The sequence below is a fragment of the Paenibacillus sp. 2KB_20 genome (assembly GCF_052115765.1).
Lineage (GTDB): Bacteria > Bacillota > Bacilli > Paenibacillales > Paenibacillaceae > Paenibacillus_AQ.
The window spans coordinates 160,977-186,583 of sequence record NZ_JBFRHH010000006.1 but is presented as its reverse complement, the minus strand read 5'-3'; the positions used below and the strand labels follow the sequence as shown (position 1 = coordinate 186,583).

Genomic DNA, 25,607 nt, shown 5'->3' with positions numbered 1-25,607 from the left:
TTGTATTTGCAATAAAGAATACCGAAGAAGTCCTTCTCTTCCATTCATTGAAATCTTCTTTTCGTTGAAAAATACATTTACATCGGGCATTTGCCATTTTCGATACCCCGTCATAAAATTCATCCCATCGTAAAACGAGTATAAAAAAGGCTAGCCAGATTTCTGGCTAACCCAATAATCCGTAAATGCCGATTTATCGAATTCTCAAACGACAATTGTTAAGACTCGAGGCTTGCTGTAGAACAGATAATTCCGAGTGGCCGGTTCATCAACCAACTATCTATAAATCGTTGCCAAGAAGATTTGTCCATCCTCTTCCTCGTAATGAAATGACAGCTTGCCTGAACCAAAGTTGTAAATCATGTCATAAACGCCCTCAGCCTCATTGAAAAATTCATCATTCGGTTTGCCAAGCCACAATTTAACTGTTGACGGGTACAAATTTCGCTTTTCGGCAAAAAGGTTGAATATCATAAGTCTTGAGCTGGAATCCAGCTCATGGAGATAGGAATCGAAGCCTATCGCATAGTTCTGATAGACATAAAATGCACCCCATTCACCGTTTTCCCGCAGCTTGGCTTTTTTAAGCGTACTTTGGAGCGATTTATGAGTCATGCCGAGCTTGATTCCTGGCTGGTCGGGAAGAATCCCTTTCTTGGCAGCAGCCTTCAGGCTTTCGAGATAAGCGCGGTCACCGATTCCTGAATTTGGCCAGGATGGATGATCATAATCCATGTATCGCGTCTCTGTCAAACGCAATTCCAGCTTGCTCACATTAAGTTTGAACGTATTTACGGCATACTTGAAAACAGCGTTATTGTAAAACTTGAACTGCACCCGGGCATCTGCAAGCATGCGAACGCCGTCTTCCCGTCCTGCAGGATAGTAGTTATCCATTTTTTTGCCTTTATGATCGACGAACTTCACGGGCATCAGCGACCCCGAACGAATAATGAAAGGGGTAGCCAGATTGAAATTAGATGTCCCCCATTCTGTAATCATCAGAATATCCGGCGTGCCCTTTTCTTGGCTTCGAATCGTATAATGCCAGGTCTGGGGCAGCGTAACCGAATGCAGGCCAAGGTTCACGGATTATATCGTACCATACGTCGCTCCTTTTTTGACGAGAGCTGCTTTATATGTACCTGTGTATTGCTTGTCCCCCGGCTTATTTCCGGTCCAGTAGTCCATTTCGGTCAAGGTTGATGATTTTTCATCTTGAGCGTAAATATAAACCGTATAGGAGTTCTGATACGTATCCCTTAAATTAAAAGACAATCTGCTTATCTTTTTTAATTTCTCAACAGGTATGCTCTTCCCCTGTGCCTGTGCGGAATCTGCTGACATGAACATGCAAAGTCCTGCCAAAAAAATCGCCAGCAGAAAGGCGCACAGCCATGTTTTGTTGCGATAGTACTGAATCATCCTTCGATTTCCCCCTGTTAATAGAGATGATATGTAGTTTATGTCGTATTTAAGTGTATCATCTCCCTAGGGTATTTCCCACAAAAAAAATGTCGATTATTCATTGTTATAATAATAATTTGTGATCCATACCGCACTACTATTTTTCATTGCCAAATCCGTCACCAATCGGAGGCGGATCGATCCATTGCTAAGCATAATCGATCACATTTGTAGTCTTAATGCAACCTACCACTTATTCCATTAATCTCCCTTTACTTCATTATCGTTCGGAATTAATTCATACAAGGCACGAACATCACAACCGATGGAATCGGCGATCGATATAGCAATTTTGAGTGGCATCACTCTTTTGTTTTCAATAAAGTCGTAAACTCGTTCCGGTTTAAAAAGCAAGTCTTTTGCCAGCCATTCCGCTGACTTTCCGGATTCCATCAATCGTTCATTCAGTAAGCAACGTCCTAGTTCAAATTTCAAGAAGCGACGACCTCCCGCATAAGATAATACTTAACCTTAAGCGTTGTCCATTGCCAGCATGAATATACTTAATAAAGGGCCCCATAACGAAGGATTTCCCCATGCGTCTGGCCAATTTGTTGGGCGAGTTCCATCGCCGGGCTATCGTACCCGTTAGTGAAGCATTTCCTGTTCTTAGAACACAATGATGAATTACATAAATACATCTTTATACCATAATCCCGCAAAGAAGATGATGCCAAATAAGCACATAAGAGCAAATAACGATAATATACCGACCACAGAAACCAAGAATACTTTTTTTGAGAGTTTCTTAATGGTTCATCCCCACCCATTCCGCTTAATTAGCCATTTGTTAGACACACTTAACTTGTAATTAGTTCTTCATTCCTTTCCAGCTAACCTGGCTGATACTTCAATGAAACAAAAAGGAGCCAACTAGCGAAGTGGCTATTTTTTCTCGATCCTCTAGTAAGGCCCATGTAATCTCAGGTTCATCTCCTATTAGGGTTATCATTAGCTCCTCCTAGACCTTAAATGTTTTCCTTTATCCAAGAACGCAACTTATCAGCAAAGAAAACGCGTTCATTTGGATCGGTCTGAGAACCCTTTGTCAGATAAAGTTGATCATTTTAGGGTTCTTCAGCCCGAACTTTTCCCACATCATACGAACCTCCAAGCTTTGCGAGCATATTCGCAGACTCTCTATTTATTATCCGAGTCTTCTCTTCGCTGTTCTAGCGGATCTTCGAATGATCGGTAGCACGAAAGCGGGACCAATGATCGCGATTGAAGCCAATATATGCAAAATCCAAAAACAATAATTTTCATTGTTCTTTCCTCCTCTTCAACGGCCCCCTCTTATTTGATTAGCTCAAACTTAGCATCACTTCAAACTGATGTTAAAAACCCACTTTAAAGTAGGGTACTTACTTAAAAGCAAGCATCAAAAAAAGCTGCCCGAAATCCCGTCGCAGCTTTTGCTTTCAGTGGATTGTAATTGTATACAAGTTCATTGAACCATGATTTATGATATGGACTCTTCATATTTCCGCTTATTATGATTTTCTCCCCAAGCACACATGACTTCTGCTACCGGAATCAATGTACTGGCGTATTCGCTAAGAGAATATTCTACCTTGGGAAGGATCGCAGAGTAGACCGTTCGATCGACGATACCCTCCCATTCTAAATCTCGGAGATGTTGTGAAAGCATTTTTTGTGAAACATCAGGTATAAGCTTTTCCAGATCGTTGAACCTCTTCTTGGATTCAATCAAATGCCATAAAATGATGGGCTTCCATTTGCCAGCTAAAACATGAATGAGTGTCTCAACTGGACATTCACGCTGATGAATCTTACGATAGCGCTACAATCAAGTCAATCATTGGAACATAGTCATTTCCAAATATGTAGCAATTGTATTTTGGTGTTTTGTGATGATGTTGATAGGGAGCAATCAAGGATTAACTGACGATAAGGTCTTTGGCTCCGTTCATTACTAAGGGCATCGTTTGTTTAACGAATGATTCCGCACTTATTAGACGCCCCTCATTGTTCCAAACGTAAGCCGCCCCATACATCCCCCAGCTTAACATGATAGAAGCTGTATTTATTAAGAATTGCGAGTTTGGACTCGATTGCATCTTGTCTTTGTCTATAAAGGAAAGAAGTATCGTTTGAATTTTTTCCTTTATTTGAATTTCAAATACAGCTCCAAGCGATGTATACCTTCTTTTGCACATCGTACTTAGATCCTTGTGAAAATCGCATACACCCAGAAAAATACTCTGAACGGTTTCTTCATTTAATACTTCGTGACCGCTTATTCTACGATTTATGATTGTCATAAATGATTCCATAAGTCTGGCCTCTAAAATTTCGAATTTATCTACAAAGTGCGCATAAAAAGTCGCTCTGTTAACAGTAGCCCGCTCTGCAATATCCTTAACGGTTATCGATTCAAAGTCCTTATCTTGAATTAATGAAGCAAAAGCGTCTTGAAGCAGTCGCCGTGTACGTATCACTCGAGGATCAGCTTCATTCTTTTTAATTGTCATGGTTAAGATCTCCCCTAATAAAACGACATTATAGAAATGGTGTTGTCTATACAACGGTTTATGGTTATTGATGATTGCGCACCATTCGGTTGATATTATAGCATATAAATACAACATGTGTTGTTCAAACAACTACTGTTGTATTGCAATGCAGAATGCCACTTTTCTAAAAGGAGGAGAGAACCCATGTCGGTTTCACTACCGTCAGTAACGATGGAGCACCAACTTTCTTTTGATGTTATTCGAGAACACCGGTCAGTTCGGATCCCGAGATCAAGATTTCGCGGGAGGAATTGACCGAAACATTGCGGTACTCGGAGATTTGGAGCGTTATAAATTGGCCGAGAAAATTTACTAAATGGCGGTCCATGCGGGTCACATGCCTGCAGAGACGGCTAAATCGTTCGTGGAATGCTATAGGAGTCAGTCAACAAGCTGGGGGCTCCTTTGATTTGATGATTACAATAAACCGATATATGAGTATATGCTCTAATATTGGCATAATCCGGATTTTCTATATTTATCCAAACCGACCGTCATAATGCTTTGTTTTTATATTTCGATATTTTTTTAAAAACATGGTTGTTATTTAAAACACATCAGGAGAGTGAATTATGAAGAGTATATGGAAAGTTTACGTTCTAGCCTTGATCAGCTTTTTAGTTGGAACATCCAATTACATCATTTCCGGTATATTGGACCGGATCGCAGAGACGTTGGGAACAAGCGTCGCGACAGCAGGCCAGCTCATTACGGTCTATTCCCTGGCCTATGCGGTCGGCACGCCTATTTTGATGGCGCTGACGGCCAAAATGGACCGGCGTAAGCTCCTCCTTTATTCTCTTGGCCTCTTTATTGCCGCAAATCTACTTACATTTATATTGTCCGGCTTCGGTCTCTTCATTACCGCCAGAATGATTACGGCGTTAGGCGCCGGGGTGGTCACCGTTAACGCGCTCAGCATTGCCGCCAAAATCGCTCCGCCAGGCAAGCAGGCCAGCGCCATCGCCAACGTCACCATGGGCATCACCGCTTCGCTCATCATCGGCGTCCCGCTCGGCAGAATGGTAGCCTCGGCTTTTGGCTGGAAAGCGGTATTTCTGGCCATCGCAATTGTCGGGGTCATCGCCATGTTTGTCATTGCTGCGGTTTTTCCACGGATGCAGGGCGACAAGCCTGTCCCTTTGATCAAACAATTTGCTTTGTTAAAAAAACCTCAGGTTTTGGTTGCTTTAGCGATTACTTTTTTCTGGTTGGGAGGATACTCCCTCGCCTACACTTACATATCCCCTTTTCTGCTAGAGGTGACTCTTTTAAATGATTCTTTGATTAGCGCAGCTCTGTTCGTGTTCGGCGTTGCCAGTTTGATTGGCTCGAAAGTCGGCGGCTACACCGCGGATAAAAGGGGCATCAAATACACGCTCGTTTCAGGGATGGTGCTTCACGTCATTTCGTTGATTTTGCTATCCTTAGTCGGACAGTCGGTCATTGCCGTATTCGCCATTTTGATCCTCTGGTCTTTTGCTGCCTGGTCATCCGCTCCGGCGCAGCAATTTAACCTGGTTTCGCTTGTTCCTGAATCCTCGGGCGTCATGCTGAGCTTGAACAGTTCCATGATGCAGCTTGCCATGGCTGTCGGCGCAGGAATCGGCGGGCTGATCGTTAACCGTGTTTCTTTGGCATCCATTACCTGGTTCGCGGCACTCGGCGTAGTCATCGCCATCATTGCCGCGTTTGTATTGTCCAGCATGGCATCACGGCATTCGGCGGAGCAGTCAGCGGATTAAGGGTATGCTAAACATGGAATATTAAAGGACTCTACTCACTAGGTTGATCTCTCGGATCTTATTCATTCTTAACAAAAAAGGAGACTGCAAATGAACTGCACCCCAATTGTTGGACGCAACAATGCGGTGTGGTTTCTTGTTGTTTAGGAAAATGGGCCGAGGTCTCGAAAACTTCAGATATGATGCATGCATCGTCATTACGGGTGATTATTCAATAGATGGTTCCATAGAAGAAATACCTGGCCCGTCTCGCTGCACCAGCGTTTTCTTTTTCTTCTATTCTCCACTCCCTTTGAGTAAACCCTAAAAGTTTAAACACTCGTTCACTAATGATTTCAGCGACAGATTTTCCTGTAGCTTTCTTAATAATCTCAACCAAAACCTCAGGTTTTTTCCCTTCAAATGATATGTACCTTCTACAAACTTACGTACTACTACCTTAATAAAAAGCCCGATACATCAGGCTTTTGAATATTTTTATATGTAGACACTTTTGTATCATTAGACACTGGTTTATAAAATTTAATCGAATCGGTAATTGGACCATGTTCTTGTCCTTTTGGGCAATCATACAAGTCCTTGTCCTCGAATCGGGATAAGAACTTGTACCGATAAAGCAAAAAAGCCGCTAAAATAGCGACTTCAAGCGGAATATGTTCTTGTTCCTCGATAACATCTAAATTCATCTGGCCAACTCTCGTATCGTATTATGGCTCAATAATTTGTCTGCCCACATTCACATCGTCTAACCTTCCATTGGTTATCAACAAATTTATAGAATACATAACGATCAACGAGTTCAAGATTACTAGGACCACTTTCAAAGTAAGCCGATTGGTGCATTCTCGCCGCTGTGGTACTGCTATAGGTAATATCGGCCTTTTTTGTTAGTATGGCGTTATTGTTAATGCCATTGCTTCGAATAATCTTGTTTATAAATGAGTCCGCGAAATAAGGCTTGAAATGTGTTCGAATTTGCGAATAGCTTGAGAGATCGGTGGCTTCATTTATCTTTTCATTAAGTACATTTATTCTCTCTTGACTCATTCTCCAAGGCTTCTGCGGCTCTGTATGGATAAAGACCTGTTGCAGACCGCTCCCAAATACTCCCCATGGTTACGCCGGATTCATTCGAAGTCATTGGCATCGAGGTAGCCTGCAAGTCATTCTCCCGGAGAAGTCTGAGTAGCACTTTTTTGTGATTTTTGTATTTGTCGAATATCGCGCTTCTCCTTTCGCATCAAAATCCATCCGCGACTCCCTGCGGCGGCTCTGCTGTCCGCTTGCGGTATTCCTTGGGCGAGAGCCCTGCTACTTTGTTGAACATATGCGTGAAGTAATTGGAATCGTTAAAACCGATGGCTTGGGCGATTTCGAAAATTTTCATATCGGTGCTTTTGAGCAGGATCTTCGCTTTCTGCACGCGCAGGTTTTGGATATAGCCGGTGACGCTTTCGCCAGTTTCTTTCTTGAACAGGTTGCTGAAGTAGCTGGGGTTGAGATGAACATGCGCCGCCACCTTAGCCAATCCGCATTCGTCCATATATTTCTCTTCGATAAACCGGATGGCTTGCTTGACCGGATTATCTTTTTTGCCGGCAAGCCAGTTGTTATGGGAGAGTAGGAATTCATGGATGTATCCCTGCAGCCAAGCCACAATCTCTTCGGGCGTCTCGCATTTGTAGACGGAACCCCACTCGATGGAACGTGCGGCCATCCGCCATACAGGAAACTGTACTTGCACCAGCCGGAGAAGGGCCGTGGCCAGGAGCAGGGCTTCGATTTTAGCGGTTTGCAGGGGCATACTACTGATCCGCACCTCTTGATCTAGAAGCTCCTTGTTCAAACGGCCATTGTCTCCCGACATAAGCCAAGATACGATTTCCTTCTCCTTTTCGTAAAGTGCCGTCTGGTTAAGTAAAGATTCATAGGCAGTACTGCGCTCAGAGGCCGCCTCCCGGCCCAGCCCGCTGCAATACCGCTCGTAAGCCTGACGCAGGTCCTCCGCCATGCGGCATCGTCCTTGTCCGCAGCAGGCAAGCGCCGCCAGTTTCAGATACTGCTGAATCGAATCGGTGAGGATCTGCAACCAGGAAGAAGGCATTTCCGGCCGGGAATCCGTCCTGTCCACCAATAAAGCCCATTCCGATGAACTCAAGGAAAAAAAACGGAAGCCTCCGCCATACCATTTATGCAAATGCTCCCTGACAATGTTGCCGAGAGCAAACTGCAATAGCGGCATATCCTGGGCGGAATAATGTTTTTCTGAGGAAATATAGGTAGGGATGCTAAGAAAGTAAAGCTCGCATTCCTTCATCCGTCCGAGCAAAGCCTCCACCTCTCCGTTGTTGCAGGACATGCCCATAATCGCTGAGCGAAGCTGGCTGTCCTCATGCTGGCGCTTCCAATCCTCCACCAGCCGCCCGGACTGATTCTCTTCGATCAGCCGTACATAGGTCCGATCGAGCATGTTTAATATATCCGCTTCTACGCAAGGTTTCGTGATAAAGTCCAGCACTCCAAACTTGAGGGCGGACTGGGCGTAAGCAAAATCTTTGAATCCCGTGATGATCACAATCTTGGTCCTCCAGCCTCGAGCCTTGATTTCCTCGGCCAGTTCGAGCCCATCCATATGGGGCATGCGGATATCGGTTAACAGCAAATCCGGGATGCATTGCTCCATCGAAGACAGAGCGGCCAGGCCATTTGCCGCTTCTCCCGCCACCACCCACTCGGCGGACCGTTTCCCGGCCAGCTTGAGCAATCCTTTGCGAAAATTCGGTTGATCCTCGGCGATAAACAGCTTGGCTTTCATCCATTTCCCTCCTAAAAGTTTTGTGAGCGTTATCTCATGATAAGCTTCGAGCAAAACTCGCTTCGAAAGCATAGGCTTAGTACTCTTGCGGGATCGTCTGAATGGGAAGCTTGATGTGAACGGTCGTTCCTTTTCCCTTGACGCTGGAAATCTCTACTCCGTAAGGAGCCCCATACACCAGTTCAATGCGTCGCAGCACGCTTTTAAAGCCAATTCCCGTTTTGTTGTTCTCAGACAGCGCATCCTCAGCTTCCTTCAAAGCATATAAAGTGCTGTCATCCATGCCGCAGCCGTTGTCAGCCACCTCGATATGCAGCGCTCCATCCCGTAAAGCCGCCTTCACCCTGAGCACCCGGTCTTCATCCATATTTTGGAAGGCATGCACAAAAACATTTTCCACCACCGGCAGCAGCAGGCATCTCATCATCCGCAGACCCAGAAGCGATTCTTCGGCCTGAATGATCGTTTCAATCTGGCCGGTAAACAATTCGGTCTGAATCTTAATGTAATTCCGTATCTGCTGCAGTTCTTCTCCCAGCGTCGTATCGGTCTTGACGGATTTAAGCGAATACTTCAGCATCTCCGAGATGGCGTTGATCAGTAGAGCCGCCTCCGCCTGGTCGTCGTTATACAGCTTCCAATACAGTTCATTGAACAGGTTATGCAGATAATGAGGGTTCAATTGCGCCTGAATGGCTTTTAATTCCGATTCCCGCTGGCTGATCTGGGCCAGATACACTTTGTTGATCAGATTGCTTACTTGCTCCGCCATGCTGTTGAAGCTCTCACCGATGAACCCGAGCTCATCGCCGGAACGGACGCTAATCAGAGCCGAGAAATCCCCCGAACGCAATTTGCGCAGCCCCCGCAGCAGATCAGCCAGTGGCTTCAGCAAGGTTCTGGTAGAAATCGTAATCAGCAGTGCGCTAAGAAGCACGACGCCAATTCCGGCAATAACAAAGATATGGATGATGTCTTTGTTTTTGCGTTGAATTTCCTCCAGAGAAACCCCTCCATATAACGTGAAGCCTGCCGGTTCCAGACGATGGCGGACAAATAAATAGGTGACCCCACTCATCTTGACATATTGGGGATCGCCGGCTTCGATCAAGCGCATGAGTTGTTCCGTCTCCTCCTGATTCATATTGGCGTAGAGCAGTCCCTCCAGAGGTTCCAGCAGCAGTACCTTACCGTTGCCGTTCTCCGTAAGATCCCGCAGCACTTTGGACACCAGTCTTTCCTCCATGACCACCACCATGGTTCCGTACGGGATCAGCTTATCATTGAGCATCCGTCTGGCGGCAATTAGCACCGTCCGGCGTCCGCCGGGATCGACACTGCTCGGCAGACTGGCCCGTCCCCAGACCAAGTTCCCCCGATGCGATTCCAGCTTGCCCATCAACATGGCCATTTCTTCAGGTCCGGGTTCCCCTGACGCCCCATTTTGGGAGCGAATAGCCAAATCTCCATTTTCATTGAACAGAAAGATGGAACGAATCGACGGCGTATCCACTTGCAGCGTGATCAGCTGCTCCTCCACGTACTTACGGTTCTTGTATTGCGTATAGAGATCCCCTCCGGGGTCAAGGCTCTCTGTGACGAACATTTCTATAGAAGGGTTCAGTATAATGGATTGGGATACCCGGCTTACCTCTTGGAAGGTGAGTTCCAATCGGGCCAAAGCCTGTTCATTGGCAATGGAGAACTGCTTGCTGATCTCGTCCTCCATCAATTGGACATTTAAGCGGTAGACCAGCCACCCCGCTAATGCAAAGGCTAATGTGACCATACACGAGAGCAGTACAATCAGCTTCAACTTGAAGCTGCCCTTCATTTCTCCGGCAATTCTCCCCGGCCAACTTATCGGATTCAGTCTGGCTCCCTCCCCCAAACGATGATGTAATCCGATTGTAATCCCTTTCATCCTGATTTAAAACAAAACTTGGCCCGGCTTCTACCGGGCCAAGTCCTTATTCTATTCCCAGTGCTCCGTCCGAACTTTACTTTAGTTGGGAGCGGACCATTTCCAGTACATCATCGCCCAGGAAGGCCGTGTCTTTATTTTCTTGATACCACGTATTCATGTATTCCTCAATCTGCTTGCCGCCGCCTTTCTCCCAGGCTGCTTTAGCATCCGCAATAGCCTGCTCGGCCGTATATTTGGACCCGCCTATGATTCCTTTGACAATGATGTCGCTCACTTCTTTGTTCACGTTGGTACTGATAACCACCAAGTCGCTTGTCAGAACCGGCATATGCTCGTAGTGACTCAGAGCGGGATATTTGGCATCCGGATTGAGCAAGAACTGGTCCGCTTGCTTCATCATTTCCAGCCCCGCCTTCTGATCCGGATCCTCCACATTAAATGCCGATACGGAGGTCAAAAATTCATTTTGGGGAAGTGAATAGAACATCGTGTAGTCCGCGGCCCAATCCACTTCCTTCGTATTCTTGTCGGGATCAATCACGATGGGCGCACCGTCCGCTGACTTGTTCCAATGTTCTCCCTCCAGCCCCTTTCTCAATGTCAGCGCTGTATCCGGCTGGAGCATAAAGTTGATATATTCCATCACAGCCTTGGGATTTTTGGCTGCGGCGTTAACCACGGTTGTCATCTGAATCGGGTTGGTCACGTGATGGGTAAACTGTCCCATAGGGGACTCAGGCTGCATCATCGGCGCAATTTCCGCTTCCGGGACCATCTTTCTGATGGTCTTGATATCGGTGACCGTACTCTCAAACCAGTTGTTGATTTGCGGAGGAAGGAATACGCCTACCTTGCCATTCAAATAATCCTTCTTAGCTTTGGAGCCATTCGTGTCTGCCAAGTAATCCGGGTCGATCAGTCTTTCGTCGAACAATCTTTTTTTGAATTTCGTCGCCTCCAGCGTATTATCCCAGCTGCGGATGATTTTGTCGTCAGCCGAGATGGCCCAACCGCTCGAGCCGAACATGGAATCCACCATGCCTCCGGAGGTATAGCTTATATTCGTTCCGTACGTATCCTTCTTGCCGTTTCCGTCAGGATCTTGCTCTACAAAAGCCTTCAAGACTGTAATCAGCTCTTCGGTCGTCTTCGGCACCTCCAGGTTCAGTTTTTTCAACCAATCCACCCGGATAAACGCCACGCTTTGCAGATGGGGCTCGTTAATTTTGCCGATTTCGTAAAGCTTGCCATCCGGCTTGGTGCCCACCTCGCGCAGCTGGGGATACTTCTCCAGCAATTTTTCATATTCAGGGGCATACTGCAAATAATCGTCCAGTGGCAGCAGTTGCTTCTGCTGATATAGGGAATCCCGGAAGCCCGTATCATAATCATTGACCATATCCGGTGCGCTGCCGGATGCGAACATCACATTTAGCTTCTGAGTCGATTCCGACCGGAGCACGGGCACAAACTTGGCCTCCACCGGAGAATGTTCATTAATCCATTTGGTCCAGCGATTCTCCTCCACGGTTCCCTCCGCGGCCGGGATATTGCCTCTGTCATAATTTGACACGGTAATGACGGGTTTATCTCCGCTTCCCTCCCCTTCTTTTGGCTGGCTGCAGCCGGCAGTCCCCACCGTCAACACGATAGCCAATACTGCGGATGACCAGACCCTTTTGTTCCACTTGGATGTTTGTTTTAACATTTACAAGCTCCTCTCGACCCATGATCTATAATGAATGGATGTGTTTCCGCTAACCTTTAATGGAACCAAGCATAATCCCTTGAACGAAATACTTTTGCAAAAACGGATATACCACCAGCATCGGCACCACCATCACCATTACACCTACCGCCTTCAGTTTCTCGGAGATTAACTCCTGCTGCTGCATGATATCCATCGCCATCATGTTGTCCATGCTCTGAATCTGCAGCATGCTCTGGACAATGACCGTGAGATTCTGCAGTTCCGTCCGATTGATGTAAAGAATGACATTCATGAACATGTTCCAGTAACCAACGCCGTAGAATAACGTCAATGTGGCCAGCATGGGCAGAGATAAAGGCAAAATAATGCGCAAAAGCAGATGCGTCTCTCCGCAGCCATCAATCTGAGCCGACTCCGTCACTTCACTCGGAATGTTTTCAAAGAAGCTTTTCATGATTAACATGTTATAGGTACTGATCAGCCCAACGAACCATAAGGACCAATACGTGTTCGTCAGATGCAGATTGTTCATCACCAGATAAGTAGGAATCATGCCGCCGCTGAACAACATCGTAAACAGCGCGGCCGTTGTGAGCGGCTTGCGGGCATACAGATAGCGGCGGGACAAAGGATACGCCGTCAGAACCGTAGTCAGCATGCTAAGCGCCGTTCCGCCCAATGTGATGATGACGCTGTTGCCAAACGCCCGCAAGGCTGGCGTGTTCTGAAAAAAATATTTGTAAGCGGTGAAATCAAGGCCCACCGGCCAGAACAAGACTTGTCCCAGATCCACTGCCTGCCCTTCGCTTATGGACAAAGCGATCAAATGCAGGAAAGGCAGGATGCAGGTGAGTGCAATGATAATTAAAACCGTGTGAACGAAGACCGAAAAAACCCTTCCGCTAGCCGACTCTCTCAATGCAGTTCCCCTCCCTAAAAGTTTTGTGAGCCTTGCTTTCCGGATAAGCTTCGTACAAAACTCGCTTCGGAAGCATGGGCTAGAATAATCCCTGGTCGAATTTCCTGGCCAGTGCGTTAGCCGACAACAGCAGCACCAAGCCGACAATGGACTCGAATAGACCCATGGCCGTGGTCAGACTGAATTGGGCCTTCTGCAGCCCCACTTTGTACACATAGGTGCTGATGACCTCGGCTTTTTCCAGGACTGTGGGATTCTGCAAGTTGTAAACCTGATCGAACCCTACCTCCATCAAGCGACCCATGCCCAGGATCAGCAGAAGGATAATCGTAGGACGGAGGCCCGGCAGCGTTATATGCCAGATCTGTCTCAGCTTACCCGCACCGTCCAAGGCGGTGGATTCGTACAAGCTGGGATCAATGGACGAAAGGGCGGCGAGATAGATAATGGCACCGAACCCCATTTCCTTCCACATCCCGGAGCCGATAAAGATCGTAACCCAGGATTCGATGCGGTACAGAAACGGCACCGGCTCCATTCCCCATTGCTCCAGCAGCTTGTTAACGGTGCCGCCGTCGATCGAAAACAAGGTGAGAACCAGCCCTGCTACGATCACCCATGACAGAAAGTGGGGAAGATAAATAATCGTTTGAATCCAGCGCTTCAGCCATCTTTTTCGAACCTCATTCAGCGCGATGGCGATAATGATCGGCGCGGGAAAACCGAAGATCAGATTCAGAATACTTAAGGAGAGGGTATTCCAGATGATCTGCAGCGTAGCGTCGGACTGAAATAAAATCTTGAAATACTTGAGTCCCACCCAAGGGCTGGTCAAAATGCCATCGCGGAAATTGTAATCCTTGAAAGCGATCACAAGCCCGCCCATAGGAAAATACCGGAATATCACGTAATACAGGATCCCCGGTACGAGCATGAGGAACAGCGGAATATTCTGCCGAAACCTCTTGGTCTCGTAAAAAGCTTGTTTGGCCATCGGCACACTGTCCGTTTCGGCGGTCGCAGGTGTTGTTGGCATGTTCTAACCTTCTTTCTTGGTTAATTGCTTTTCGATGATGTTTATACTGTATCGCAGTCCCTCCGGTGCATACCTTAAGAATCTCTAGGTTTTTCTATAGATTTTTTTGTTTTTCGCGTACAGAAAAAAAAGGACGCGTATTCGCTCGCGTCCTTTTTGGCGATTCCCTTTCCCGTTTGCGTTAGCTTTTCATTTAGACGCCAGGGCTTGATACTTCCTTCTCATTATTGCCGGGACAACAAGAAGCGTGCGTCCCTAAGTAAATAATTTGCCGCATCGTTCGATATGTGTTTTCCTTTTTGCGCCTGCACCTCGTTAACAAAACTGTTCAAATTGCCGTTCTCCAATTTTTTCTGCAGGCTATTGGCAATTCCGGCATTATCGATCTCCTTGCTCTCGGCAAAACGCGTCACTAATGCCTTTAGCGAATGGATATTTGCTACGGTATAGAACACAACGGTTTTATTGCCTGAGTTCCCGGCTAGATCAACTGAAGACACCACAAGCTCATGCCTTCCTAGCGGCAATGAAAAGAGTGGGATCGTGGTGCCGATCGGATAGGAATACGTATCCAGCGTCACCGTCGTCTTGCTGTTGTCGACCCCTGATGCCGTATCCAGCGTAGTCACTAAAGGGGTCAAATCCTCGCTATCTTCATAGGTGCCGCCATCTCCAGGAATGACAACTTCTATAGTCGGGTCTTTCGTATCCAGCTTAAAGCTGACGGCTTTCGCCATCTCCTCATTCCCTGCTGGATCAACCGAACGATAGGTAACTGTGTAAGTGCCGTCTTGGCTGAATGTGATTGGTGCCGTATAGGTTTGCCAAGTTGTCCCGCCGTCCAGACTGTAGTCGATTTTTGCAACGCTATCCCGTGGAGCTTTTGCTGACAAACTTACCGTTACCGGATGCGTATACCAGCCATTTTGTCCATTCGGAACTTCTGGCGAAAGAGCCGCGGATGTGATCGGCGCAGTTTTCGATCCTCCCGTAACCATGACTTTGAAATCGTCGAAGTCGATTGAAGCGTTAGCGTAGCCGTCGATGCCGAACAGCTGGCCGGTCAACTTACTGCCGCCTGTATGGCGGAAGAGGAAGTCGGTGGCCGCCGGAACAGGATCATCGTTAATATAAACGGTATAAGTCTTGGCGTCCCAGTTTGCCACCATTTTAATTTTGTACCATGTATTGTATGAAGTGTTCTTGACCGGCTTCTTGGACCCCCCATTCTGTACGATGATTTTACCCGTATCAAAAGCTGTGACCATGGAATAATTGCCGGTGCCGCTGTCATTTCTCACCATGGCACCATTGGCGTACTGAAAGCTGCTGTTTAATCTGGCACGATATTCGATGACGATGCGCTGATCCGCTTCTGCCTTGACCTCGCCTGCAAACGGCAGGAACAAATTTGCCTTGCCCGCAACAGCGGTTGTGGTCAGTCGAAGGAACTTATTCCCGTCCTCTTCTTGCACAGTGGCAGTAGCGCCATTGGTTAGAGCTTCGATGGTAATGCCGTAAGGGTACTTGCCCGTCTCATCGCCGGAGAAATCCCGGTAGGCGTTATAGGTCACGCCATCCTCGGTAAGGTTAAGTGAGCCAAGCAGGGCTACTTCCGCTTCAGCAAGGCGATCCAGCGCCTCCTCAAACTGCTCTTCACGCAGATCAGGGTCTACAGACATCTCTTCCGCATGATCCAGCTCAGCCAAGAGAGCATTATACGCATCTTGACTATAGGTCCCCAAGCCTTCGCCCAGCGGATAAGAGAAACCGACTATCCTGCTGCGCATGTTATCTACAATCTCATCAAGACCCCATCCCGGGATCACTTCTACGGAAACGGCAGCAGGAATCTTCTCGCCATTCAGTGTTAATATGACAGGCACCTGAATCGTGCCAAGTGAGTTGAAGTGTATTCCTTCCAGCTTCCAGCTGACCTCGGCGATGCTTATCTCACCCTTGTAATTGACGTCAACAACGCCGGGCAGCCTCGGTGTCACTCCGGAGGGAGTTTTTACTTGAGAAATAATCTGAGGAACCTGAGACGGATCGGGTGTTACTGTTAAGTTGAATTTTGCTTCCTTGCCGCCGTATACGGCTGTAATCACCGTATCCCCCGGCCCAGTGTCATATACCTGACCGGTGACCGTAACCTTGGCCACGTCTGGTTTGCTGCTGAAGTACGTGGCGTCAGCCGACACATCCTGGACTTCATAGGTGTTGTAGCGAGCTGTTAACTGCAGTTGCCCTGTCAGCCCGCTGGTCAGGATGTTGTTCAATCCGCTGATGGCAATGGACTGCACAGACTTAGGTTCAGCGGTAACGGTAACCGTGGCTGTGGCCGTCTTTCCGTTATATGTCGCGGTGATCGAGGCGCTGCCTGCCTTGAGTCCTTTGACCCCCATCCCATCAATATCAGCGACCTCTTTGTTGGAAGAACTGAAGGAAACTCCGCTGTCCACAGGGGAATAGGTAGTGCCTGTTACCGTATACACGGGCAAACTGCGGCTTTCACCTAACCCCAGCGTGTACCCCGGAGAATCGAATAGAATTTCCGACGCAACATCAAGCTTGAATATATCCATGCTGTCAATTTCGGCAAGGTTGGCACCCGTCGAGAAACGGATGGTATTGTTGCCTTGTTTAAGATAGACTTTCACCGTGGAGGCTCCCCAACGATTCCAGCCGGAATAGACGATGTTCAAACGGGCGCCGGAACTGCCGTTAACCGACAAGATATGTGAAGCCTCCACCCCATTCGATGAGCCGTTGGCATTGCGCACAGACAGCACATAAAATCCCGCCTCTGGCACGTTGACTGTAAACTGGGCATAATCATTGGCGTTCTTGATATTGGCGATCTTCTTCCCGTCGGAAGCGGTACCTTCCCACCAAACGCCGGGGCCGGTTCCGCCGCTGGGATCTTTCACCAACAGGGCTGCTTCCGCCTCATAGCGCTGACGTGCCGGCTCCCCTGAAGGCTTGGCAATCGGTTTGTTTGGATCGACGGGCTCTCCCAGGTTTGGCGTTCCGTCTGCGTTCCAGATGAATTTCTGCGCTCGGACATTGCGGGTCCACCCTGATCCTGGCCAGCGGGCGGAATGGTAGATAATCCAGTCCTCACTGCCGTCGGGAGAAGTGGTGAGACTGTGGTGACCCGGGCCATAAACGCCGTTGGCGCTGGAGAAAATCGGATTGTCCTGTTTTACCCAGGAGCTTGGGTTCATCAAATCATCGCCAATCTTGGCCGTGATCAGTCCGAGGCAGTAACTGTCTGTCCAGCTTCCGTTTGCGGAATAGACCAAGTTGATGGTGTTACCGCGTATATTGACTTGGGGACCTTCGTTGATCCTGCCCGGGGACGTTTCCCAATCATGGTCAGGCGTCGAAATCAATACCCGCTGCGAGCTGATGGTCCGTGGATCGCTCATTTCCGCTATATATAGATTTTGAAAACTCCCATCCGTTTCCTCCCATCCGGACCAGATGAAATAGTGTTTCTCATTTACAGTCAGCACAGTGCCGTCAATCGCCCAGCGGTCCGTGGAATCTGTTATTTTCCCTTTGAACTCCCAGGTTCCGGTCATCGGACTCTCACTGGCGTTCTCCAGCACATACATGCGGTGGTTTGCGTTGGTTCCGTTGTCAGCCGCGAAGTAAATATACCATTTGTATTTGCCATCGATATCTTTGAGATAGTGCATTTCGGGTGCCCAAACATTGGAACTGTACATTGTACCCTTAACCGGTGTCCAGGCTAGGCTCCTCTCGCCCGCTTCAATGCCGGTGATGGTCATCGATCTGCGGATCATGATGCCGCTGGCGTTGACAAAGACGTTGTAATAATAGCCGTCCGTATGCTTGTAAACCCAAGGGTCGGCTCCTACCTGCATAATCGTATTATAGAAATTTGACACCTCCGACACCGCCGTTGTCGACGCCGACATCGAATCTTTCGCATCGGGCATCGGCTCTGCCGCCATAGCCGCTCCGTTCCATTGCGGCAGCATCAGCAGCACAGCGAGACAAAACAGCAAATACCTGAATCTTTTCCTATCCCATAAAACCGCTTTCAACTTCATCCATCCCCCTGTCATTGATTTTTTCAGCCATGTCCTCATTCTACTTTCAGAGAAAATTTAAAAAATGTACTATCTTAAATTGTTTTGGTAACCGTTTTAGAAAAATTGTCTTGACCTTCGGATTATACTTAACCCTCTCAACGTCTGATTGTTATCGCCGGGAATTCAAAGAAAAAAAGGACACAATCCCCAATTAAGGGTTGTGTCCTGAAGAAAAACATTATATTGTAGTGTGTCCGGCTATCGACATAACCTTACTCTTCAGAAGGTTTGCGGTTGTTTAACAGCTTTGGAATCCTCACGGTCACGGTCGTCCCATGGCCGAACTGGCTTTGTATGGCGATCCCGTAACCCTCTCCAAACAATAGCCGGAGCCTGTTATGGATATTGGAAAGTCCGATGCTTGTAGCAGGTTGGCCATCTGGTGTAGGTTCCGGGGATGCCATGCCCAGCTTAGCCTGAAGGGAAGCCAATTGCTCCGGGTCCATTCCCTTCCCGGTATCCGTGATTTGGAAGCATACGTCCCCGTGCGCATCTATGCTCCCGGTAACTTGAAGCCTGCCCCCTTGATCCATCCGCTCAAGCCCATGATAGACCGCATTCTCCACAATGGGCTGGAGAATCATCTTGGGGGTTTGCATCTCCAGGAGTCCCTCGTCCACATCGATCTCGATGATAAATTTATTTTCATACCGGATGGCGATAATGTTCATATAAGCCTGAATACAGTCCAGCTCTTCCCTTATCCGCACAAGATCATCTTTTCTTATACTGTACCGGAATATTTTGGACATGCAAGATGCAATTTGCGCGATCTCTCTGCTTCCGTATTCCAATCCAATGCTGCTGATGCAATTGAGCGTATTATAGAGAAAATGAGGGTTGATCTGGCTTTGCAGGGCAGCAAACTCCGCCTGTTTCTGACTCAACTCAGATTCATATAATCTGGCCTGGGTATTGATCATATCTCTTGCCATCTCTTCCCTTTCATTGATTACCCGGTTAATGTCGCAGGCCAGCATGCCTACTTCATTGGTAGACCGGACTTTAATGCGGAAGCCCATGTCCCGGCTCCCCACTCTCTTCATATCCAGAACAAGTCCCATCACCGGACGCATCAGATTGTTCATAAAGAAACTGCCCATGATAAGCATGCTTAGAATCATCCCAATCCCCACGATAATGCTGACTTTCCGTATAGGGTTCATGTCTGCAGTAAGCTCTTGCACTGGAATCATACTCACAACCCGCCACCCGTCTGCCTGCTCCAAATCCTTAACCTGGACAAGAATATCTTCCCCATCGATAGTTGTTTTGACCCCTTTAAGCAGGATCCCCTTATCCATAGACAGAACTTCCCTGAATAACGCACCTCGGGCATTGGAATTGGTGGAAGCAATCACCTCATCCCGGCTATTCAGAATGTACAAGGTAGAGTTGGGCGTTAATTCCGTATTTTCCACAAGCCCCTGCATTTTGTCCATATTGAGCAAAACGGTACAGTAACCCGTAATTTGGGAGAAATAGATTCCCCCGATGGCCTCCACAATCGGCGCTATATAAAAGAACTGTTCCGTTCCTGTTCTGTCGTCTTTTAGAATCGAGGTGAACATCCCCTTGTCCCGCAGCGAAGGATCTTCCTTATACTTCTGGATAAAGGTATCGTAACGATTGAGAAAAAAAATATCTCCGCTTGCTGATGCCAAACTGTAAAGCCGTCTTCCCCGAATATCATTAATTACAATTCCGTCCACGTACGAATTAAAGGATCTCATATATTCCATGAGATCCAATGCATTTGGACCGCTATTAAACGCCCTTTTGTAATCATCATCCACTACAGAAAATTCCTGAACCCGTCTGCTATTGACCGCAATGCTGGTGCTGACCCTGATATCACTAAATGCAGAATCAATTTTGCGGCGTGTTTGTTCTATCATCTGGTTACTGTAATGGGCGGCTCTCTTCTGGGTTAAATTAGAGAAACTATAATAATAATAAAATTCCATGACAGTAAATATGATGATTGAGAAAAAAAAGATAAGCCATATCTGATGCTTCAATTTCAGTTTACTGATCTTCATGGCCCGCCGCTCCGTTCATATCAACTTTTTCTGAATTTGGTGGGGGTCATCCCGCAATGCTTCTTGAACACTTTATTGAAATAATAATAATCGACATACCCGGCCTTAATGGCCACTTCTTCAATGGATAGATCCGTCCGCTTAAGGAGCTCACGGGCTTTCTTGATCCTCAGCTCCGACACATATTCAGAGAAGGTTTTGCCCAGATTTTTTCTGAATAATTGACAGCAATACACCTGGTTAATGAAAAATTGGGCAGATAAATCCTTCAAATACAATTTCTGCTCAAAATGATGGTTGATATAATTTATCATCCTGTTGAAGCAGGACTGGATGTCCCCTTCCTGCAAAGAGCGACTGTTTCCTATCCTGATGGAGTCGAGAACCTCATGTAAAAAGCTGCATAGCGACTCAAAGTGTTCAAATCGTTCCTTGATCTCGGAATAATTCAGGAATTCCAGTTCCATATCCTTCAATTCCTCAGAATATGCTTTTATAAGGATCCCGACGGCTTGATTCCACAGGTAGACAACCTCAGACATGCCCAGATGATGATCCCTGAAATATGCCTGCAGCCCTTTAATGTACGCTTCCACATCGTCAAATTGATTTCCTTGAAGGATGTGGTGGATTTCATCGATACATGGCTTCACCAGATGAAGCTTCGGCTCGTAGTGAACGACGCCCCCAGCTTCTTCAAGAAAAACCTGGGAAGCGGACAGGTCTGCTTCTTTAATCAGCTTGCTCATGTGCTTTAGTTGATTAGAGATGCTGCTGACGCCCATAACATGGATACCTGTCTTATTCAGAACCCGCTTATCCGAATGTCCTTCCAGACAAGCCCTATGCTCCGTCATCAGGACAACTAGTATTTTTCGGGCTCCAGCTTCAACTTCCACAACATGAACAGGCTTTCCCTCCAAGGAAAGCAGGTTCCTAATATTTTTATGTTCTCCCTCGAAATAGATGGTCAACACCTGATAATAGTACACAGCTGCATCATCGGGAAGCGGTAGGAAGCTCTTTATCTCGTCCTCTTTCGCCGAGGTCATTGCATCCAGAAGGAGTTGGTTGCGTGCTGTGCTTCTCCTGGAGAAGTGCATGGCCAGCTTCGCGATGAAGGGGTCAGCCTTATCGATATCCAGAGGCTTCAGGAAATAATCCAGAGCGCCGTAGCGCAGCGCTTTCTGGGCGTATTCAAATTCCGCATATCCGCTTACGATGACAAACTCAATGTCCAGCCCTTCTACTTTAGCCCTCCTCATCAGATCCAGTCCGGATATCTCAGGCATACGGATGTCCGTAAATACCAAATCGGGTTTATCCGCTTTTATGGCATCCCATGCTTTGTAAGCGCTTTTAAATTGTCCGATAATTTCAAATCCATATTTATCCCAATCGAAGGCGTTGCGGATTCCTTTAATTGCCCACGGCTCATCATCTACAATCATGACCTTGTACATGGGTATCCTCCTGAACATATGGATTTCCCCGAATAATAGCAAAATTATTCGGGAACAGCAACGAAATAAGGATAAACCACAGACTGGTTTATCCTTATGCCATGGATTACTTGCTCTGTGCTTTGATATCTCTATAATTCTTTATATTCTCATCCTGAACAGCCTGACCGCCGGCGTCCATATATTCTTTCACCAGCTTCTCGTACAAGGCGTCGAACTCTGCCGGCTTGGCAACGACCAGCCTGTCACTCATCTGCTTGTTCAAGTCACCCAACGTTTTGCCGTACTTGATACTAGCTTCGTTCGAGACGCCGTAATAGAAGCCTGTATAACCATCCGTCGTATTGATTTTGTATGAATCGACAGCCAGTTTTTCATAGCTCTGATCTCCGGCTGCTAAGGCTGCTGCGTACGTTCGGACATTCTTTTCGGTATCGCCCAGCTCTGCACCGTTTACAATTAGTGTATAATCCATATTCAGATTGCTCGTCTGCATATTTTCGCCGGTTTGCGCAATCCCTTGCGGGATGCCGTTTACAAGCTTATGGTTGACGCCTTCTTCACCAAACTGAAGGAAGAACAACACCTCCGGATCAGCCATCCAGTTCAGATACTTTATGGCCAGCTCCGCATTCTTGCTGCTTTTCGGGATGAATGAGAAAATCCCGTTTTCATTGTATATCTCTTTCAGGTATTTCCCCTCGTCGTTTTTGAAGGTATCTACAGCAACATAGTTGGCATCAGGTGCATTTTGCTTCAGTGGTTCACGAATTTTTTGTGAAAGTGGATAATCCCAGTTGGCAGCGTAGAAGCCTACCTTGCCATTGGTCACATCGGCATCCGCTTGTTTGGTTGTTTTATCCAGCGCAAAGTCGGGGCTGATCAGCTTTTCATTGTACAGTTTGTTCAGCCATTTATAAGCATCCTTAGTGCCGGGCTTTAGCCAATTGGTGGTGGTAACGAATTCCTCCTCCGACATCGGACCCCAGAACGAAGGAATCAGGTTGCCAAAGGTGTAGTTCATGCCGGAAGCCGCTGTTGCCCACGGAATGACACCATCCACATTACCCGGGTTCTTGTCACGGAAAGCAACGAGGGTATTATATAATTCATCCCGATTCGTTGGAGCAGGCATTCCCAGCTTATCCAGCCAATCCTTGCGAATAAACATGCCGTTCCAAGCAATCAGAGTCCGCTTACCTGGGATCGAGATTTGTTTGCCCTCATATTTCCCGTAGGAAAGAACTTTCTCGCCCAGATAAGACTTTAATTGCTGGCCGTGCTTCTCCAACAATTCATCCAGTGTATAGAGGCCACCGCTTTTTGCGAAACGGGTTACGGTATTCCCGTCATAGGTGAAGGAAATATCAGGAGCTTCGTTGGCAGCCATCAACACATTCAGCTTGTCGACTTCTTGGGAACGGGGGACAGGAACAAATTTTACAATGGCGTTATTAGGCTTCCCGAATTTTTCGTTGACATATTTGGTCCACGTGTTGTTGTTCAAGTCCGGTTGTCCCTGAATACCTCTGTCAAACACTTCCACTGTCAAGGTTACTGGGGAACCGGAGCCCGTTTCCGATGCGTTGGACCCTTTTGATACCGTCTCCCCATTGTTATGGCCTGCGCCACCACAGCCTGCCACTCCTACGGCTAGAAGCACTGTGCTAAATAGAATTGCTGCTTTCTTCTTTATGCCCTTATACACTTTAACCACCCTTTCGTTCTTGTGATTGATTCTCTTAAATCATCCGCGAGGCCGGGATCCCCCCTTCATCATAATCTGTTTCCCCATCAACCTTTGATAGCCCCAGTCATCACACCATCCACGAAATACTTCTGCAGTTTAGGATAGATCAGCAAAATCGGAATCGTTGTAAACATGACACTGGCCGCTTTCAAAGATTCAGGGACAATATAGGAGCCGACACTTCCTTCTCCTCCTTGTTGGCTATCCAACTGCTGATTGGCCGATATGATCTGGTATAGCTTCATCTGCATAGGGTACAGCTCTTTTTTCGTAATGTAGAACAGCGCATCCTGGAATCCATTCCATCTGTCCACCGCATAGAAAAGGCTTAATGTGGCGATCGATGGCAACGAAAGGGGGAGCACAATCTTGATGAGAATGCCCAGATCAGAACACCCGTCAATGGCTGCTGATTCCTCCAGGCTCTCCGGAAGATTGCTGAAGAAGGTTTTTAGGATGATCATATTAAACACGCTCATGGCACCCGGCAAAACCAGGCTCCAAACCGAATTCATCATGCCCAAGTTTTTAACCAGAATATAAGAGGGAATTAAACCGCCGCTGAAATACATGGTGAAGACCAACGCCGTCAAAATAAAGTTTCTTCCCTTCAGCCGCTTCTTCGTTAACGGATACGCTGCACATATGGTCAGGAACATGCATACCAAAGTGTAAAATATCGTAAGCACAATACTGTATCCAAGCGTATAAAGCATATCCATATCGCTCAATATGGTTTTGTACGTTTCTGCTGTGAAGTCTACTGGCCACAGTCCGACCTTTTGAGAAATAATCGCTTCGTTGGAACTGAAAGAAAGCGCAATCATGTACAGAAACGGTACGATACATGTGAAGGACAATGCCACGATAAATACAATGATGGCAATATCCGCTACAGTCATTTTTTTCATCTTGCCCCTATTGCTCGCCACCCTCACCATATCCCATCCTCGCCTAATTTTTTCGCAACAAAGTTTGCAGATAACAGCAGGATCAGGCCGATCACGGATTGGAACAATCCTACCGCCGTTGCCTGGGAGAAATCACCCGAACTAATACCAACTCTATACACGAAAGTACTGATAACATCAGAGTAATCGCTAACCAGTGAATTCCCCATCACAAAGGGACGGTCAAATCCGATAGAAACCATTCTGCCTATTTGGAGAATCAACAAAATATTGATGGTTGACTTAATGCCAGGCAGTGTAATATGCCACATTTTGCGAAGCCTGCTGCAGCCATCAATATCGGAGGCCTCATACAACTCCCTATTGATTCCGGTAATGGCCGCCAAATAAATGATGGTGCCCCATCCGATATTTTGCCATACGCCAACGGTAATATAAGTAATCAACCAAGGTGTTTTCTGCGACAGAAACTCGATTCTTTCAAAACCAAAGCCCGACAGGAAATTGTTGATCATGCCGCCGTTAGAAAACATCAGATAGACCATACCGCCAATAATAACCCAGGACAAAAAATGAGGCAGATACAACACGGTCTGGGTCATTTTCTTGAATTTTGCTTGTCTTACTTCATTGAGCAAAATCGCCAGAAGAATGGGGGCAGGAAAACCCGCGATCAAATCCAGAACATTCAGGACCAGCGTATTCTTCAATGCACGGTAGAAGCTGTCCTGCTCAAAAATAAACCGGAACACGTCCAGTCCTACCCATTCGCTCCCTCTAATTCCTTCAAAAATGTTGTAATCTTGGAATGCCATCACAAGGCCATAGATGGGTGCATACTTGAAAATCAGGATATACGCCATAGGCAGCAGCAAAAGAAAATATAACAGACCGTCTCTTCTGATATAGTACAGAAAGTTATTTTTCCTTTTTGTTGCACCGTACTTTCGGGAGCTGTCTAAAACCGCTTTCATTTTTCCCATCCCTCCGACTGTAATAAGGAGCTCTCATGTTTATCATTTTACCTTCAGGATTAAATAAAAAAATGTACTCCCTTAAATCAATTTGGTAATAACTTAAAAAGGTAGTTGTATGTAAACTGTAGAGTGAGGAATTAGTCAGGTAAACAAAATAAAGAACCAGAGACCATTTGGTCCTGA

General features: G+C 46.9%; 18 protein-coding genes and 1 pseudogene. 1 reads left to right on the top strand and 18 read right to left on the bottom strand.

Annotated elements, in window-relative coordinates:
* Nucleotides 1–276: 276 nt before the first annotated feature.
* The 6 genes and pseudogenes from AB4124_RS17605 to AB4124_RS17580 form a co-directional block, all read right to left on the bottom strand.
* Entirely contained in the window at nucleotides 277–1,089 is an 813-nt protein-coding gene (locus AB4124_RS17605; protein ID WP_441973669.1) for a hypothetical protein, read from the bottom strand.
* Between the two features lie 3 nt (nucleotides 1,090–1,092).
* Nucleotides 1,093–1,425: a hypothetical protein gene (locus AB4124_RS17600; protein WP_441973668.1), complete on the bottom strand. Its 333-nt coding sequence runs from the start codon at nucleotides 1,423–1,425 to the stop codon at nucleotides 1,093–1,095.
* Between the two features lie 243 nt (nucleotides 1,426–1,668).
* Entirely contained in the window at nucleotides 1,669–1,902 is a 234-nt protein-coding gene (locus AB4124_RS17595) for a transcriptional regulator (protein WP_076106729.1), read from the bottom strand.
* A 733-nt stretch (nucleotides 1,903–2,635) separates the two neighbouring features.
* Nucleotides 2,636–2,713 (bottom strand): annotated as a pseudogene (locus AB4124_RS17590) (DUF2269 family protein); the annotation flags it as partial.
* Between the two features lie 216 nt (nucleotides 2,714–2,929).
* Nucleotides 2,930–3,259: a winged helix-turn-helix transcriptional regulator gene (locus AB4124_RS17585; protein WP_441973826.1), complete on the bottom strand. Its 330-nt coding sequence runs from the start codon at nucleotides 3,257–3,259 to the stop codon at nucleotides 2,930–2,932.
* A 109-nt stretch (nucleotides 3,260–3,368) separates the two neighbouring features.
* Nucleotides 3,369–3,962 (bottom strand): TetR/AcrR family transcriptional regulator, encoded by a 594-nt coding sequence (locus AB4124_RS17580; protein ID WP_441973667.1) that lies wholly within the window; start codon nucleotides 3,960–3,962, stop codon nucleotides 3,369–3,371.
* Between the two features lie 614 nt (nucleotides 3,963–4,576).
* On the opposite strand from AB4124_RS17580, the gene AB4124_RS17575 reads away from it, so the two are divergent.
* Nucleotides 4,577–5,749 carry an MFS transporter gene (locus AB4124_RS17575; protein ID WP_441973666.1) on the top strand — a complete coding sequence of 391 codons (1,173 nt, stop codon included), beginning with the start codon at nucleotides 4,577–4,579 and terminating at the stop codon, nucleotides 5,747–5,749.
* 434 nt (nucleotides 5,750–6,183) lie between these two features.
* Here AB4124_RS17575 and AB4124_RS17570 read toward each other — a convergent pair whose 3' ends face one another.
* The 12 genes from AB4124_RS17570 to AB4124_RS17515 form a co-directional block, all read right to left on the bottom strand.
* Nucleotides 6,184–6,435 (bottom strand): hypothetical protein, encoded by a 252-nt coding sequence (locus tag AB4124_RS17570; RefSeq protein WP_441973665.1) that lies wholly within the window; start codon nucleotides 6,433–6,435, stop codon nucleotides 6,184–6,186.
* Between the two features lie 554 nt (nucleotides 6,436–6,989).
* A complete protein-coding gene (locus AB4124_RS17565) occupies nucleotides 6,990–8,564 on the bottom strand; it encodes a response regulator transcription factor (protein ID WP_441973664.1) in 1,575 nt (524 codons plus the stop codon).
* A gap of 76 nt (nucleotides 8,565–8,640) precedes the next feature.
* The gene (locus AB4124_RS17560) at nucleotides 8,641–10,398 is read right to left on the bottom strand and encodes a sensor histidine kinase (protein WP_441973663.1); all 1,758 of its coding nucleotides are present in this window, start codon (nucleotides 10,396–10,398) and stop codon (nucleotides 8,641–8,643) included.
* A gap of 166 nt (nucleotides 10,399–10,564) precedes the next feature.
* Nucleotides 10,565–12,199, bottom strand: coding sequence for an extracellular solute-binding protein (locus AB4124_RS17555; protein ID WP_441973662.1), 1,635 nt, complete (start codon nucleotides 12,197–12,199; stop codon nucleotides 10,565–10,567).
* A 49-nt stretch (nucleotides 12,200–12,248) separates the two neighbouring features.
* Entirely contained in the window at nucleotides 12,249–13,121 is an 873-nt protein-coding gene (locus tag AB4124_RS17550) for a carbohydrate ABC transporter permease (protein WP_213647420.1), read from the bottom strand.
* 79 nt (nucleotides 13,122–13,200) lie between these two features.
* Nucleotides 13,201–14,157 carry an ABC transporter permease gene (locus tag AB4124_RS17545; RefSeq protein ID WP_430132412.1) on the bottom strand — a complete coding sequence of 319 codons (957 nt, stop codon included), beginning with the start codon at nucleotides 14,155–14,157 and terminating at the stop codon, nucleotides 13,201–13,203.
* Between the two features lie 224 nt (nucleotides 14,158–14,381).
* A complete protein-coding gene (locus AB4124_RS17540; RefSeq protein WP_441973661.1) occupies nucleotides 14,382–18,239 on the bottom strand; it encodes a family 43 glycosylhydrolase in 3,858 nt (1,285 codons plus the stop codon).
* Nucleotides 18,240–18,493: 254 nt separating this feature from the next.
* Nucleotides 18,494–20,323, bottom strand: a complete 1,830-nt coding sequence (locus tag AB4124_RS17535) for a sensor histidine kinase (RefSeq protein WP_441973660.1) — start codon at nucleotides 20,321–20,323, stop codon at nucleotides 18,494–18,496.
* A gap of 20 nt (nucleotides 20,324–20,343) precedes the next feature.
* Nucleotides 20,344–21,786 (bottom strand): response regulator transcription factor, encoded by a 1,443-nt coding sequence (locus AB4124_RS17530; protein WP_430112138.1) that lies wholly within the window; start codon nucleotides 21,784–21,786, stop codon nucleotides 20,344–20,346.
* 106 nt (nucleotides 21,787–21,892) lie between these two features.
* Nucleotides 21,893–23,494, bottom strand: a complete 1,602-nt coding sequence (locus AB4124_RS17525; RefSeq protein ID WP_430112140.1) for an extracellular solute-binding protein — start codon at nucleotides 23,492–23,494, stop codon at nucleotides 21,893–21,895.
* Between the two features lie 86 nt (nucleotides 23,495–23,580).
* Nucleotides 23,581–24,477 (bottom strand): carbohydrate ABC transporter permease, encoded by an 897-nt coding sequence (locus AB4124_RS17520; protein ID WP_145018965.1) that lies wholly within the window; start codon nucleotides 24,475–24,477, stop codon nucleotides 23,581–23,583.
* Nucleotides 24,471–25,421 carry an ABC transporter permease gene (locus AB4124_RS17515; protein ID WP_441973659.1) on the bottom strand — a complete coding sequence of 317 codons (951 nt, stop codon included), beginning with the start codon at nucleotides 25,419–25,421 and terminating at the stop codon, nucleotides 24,471–24,473. Before AB4124_RS17515 ends, AB4124_RS17520 begins: the two co-directional genes overlap by 7 nt.
* Nucleotides 25,422–25,607 lie beyond the last annotated feature (186 nt).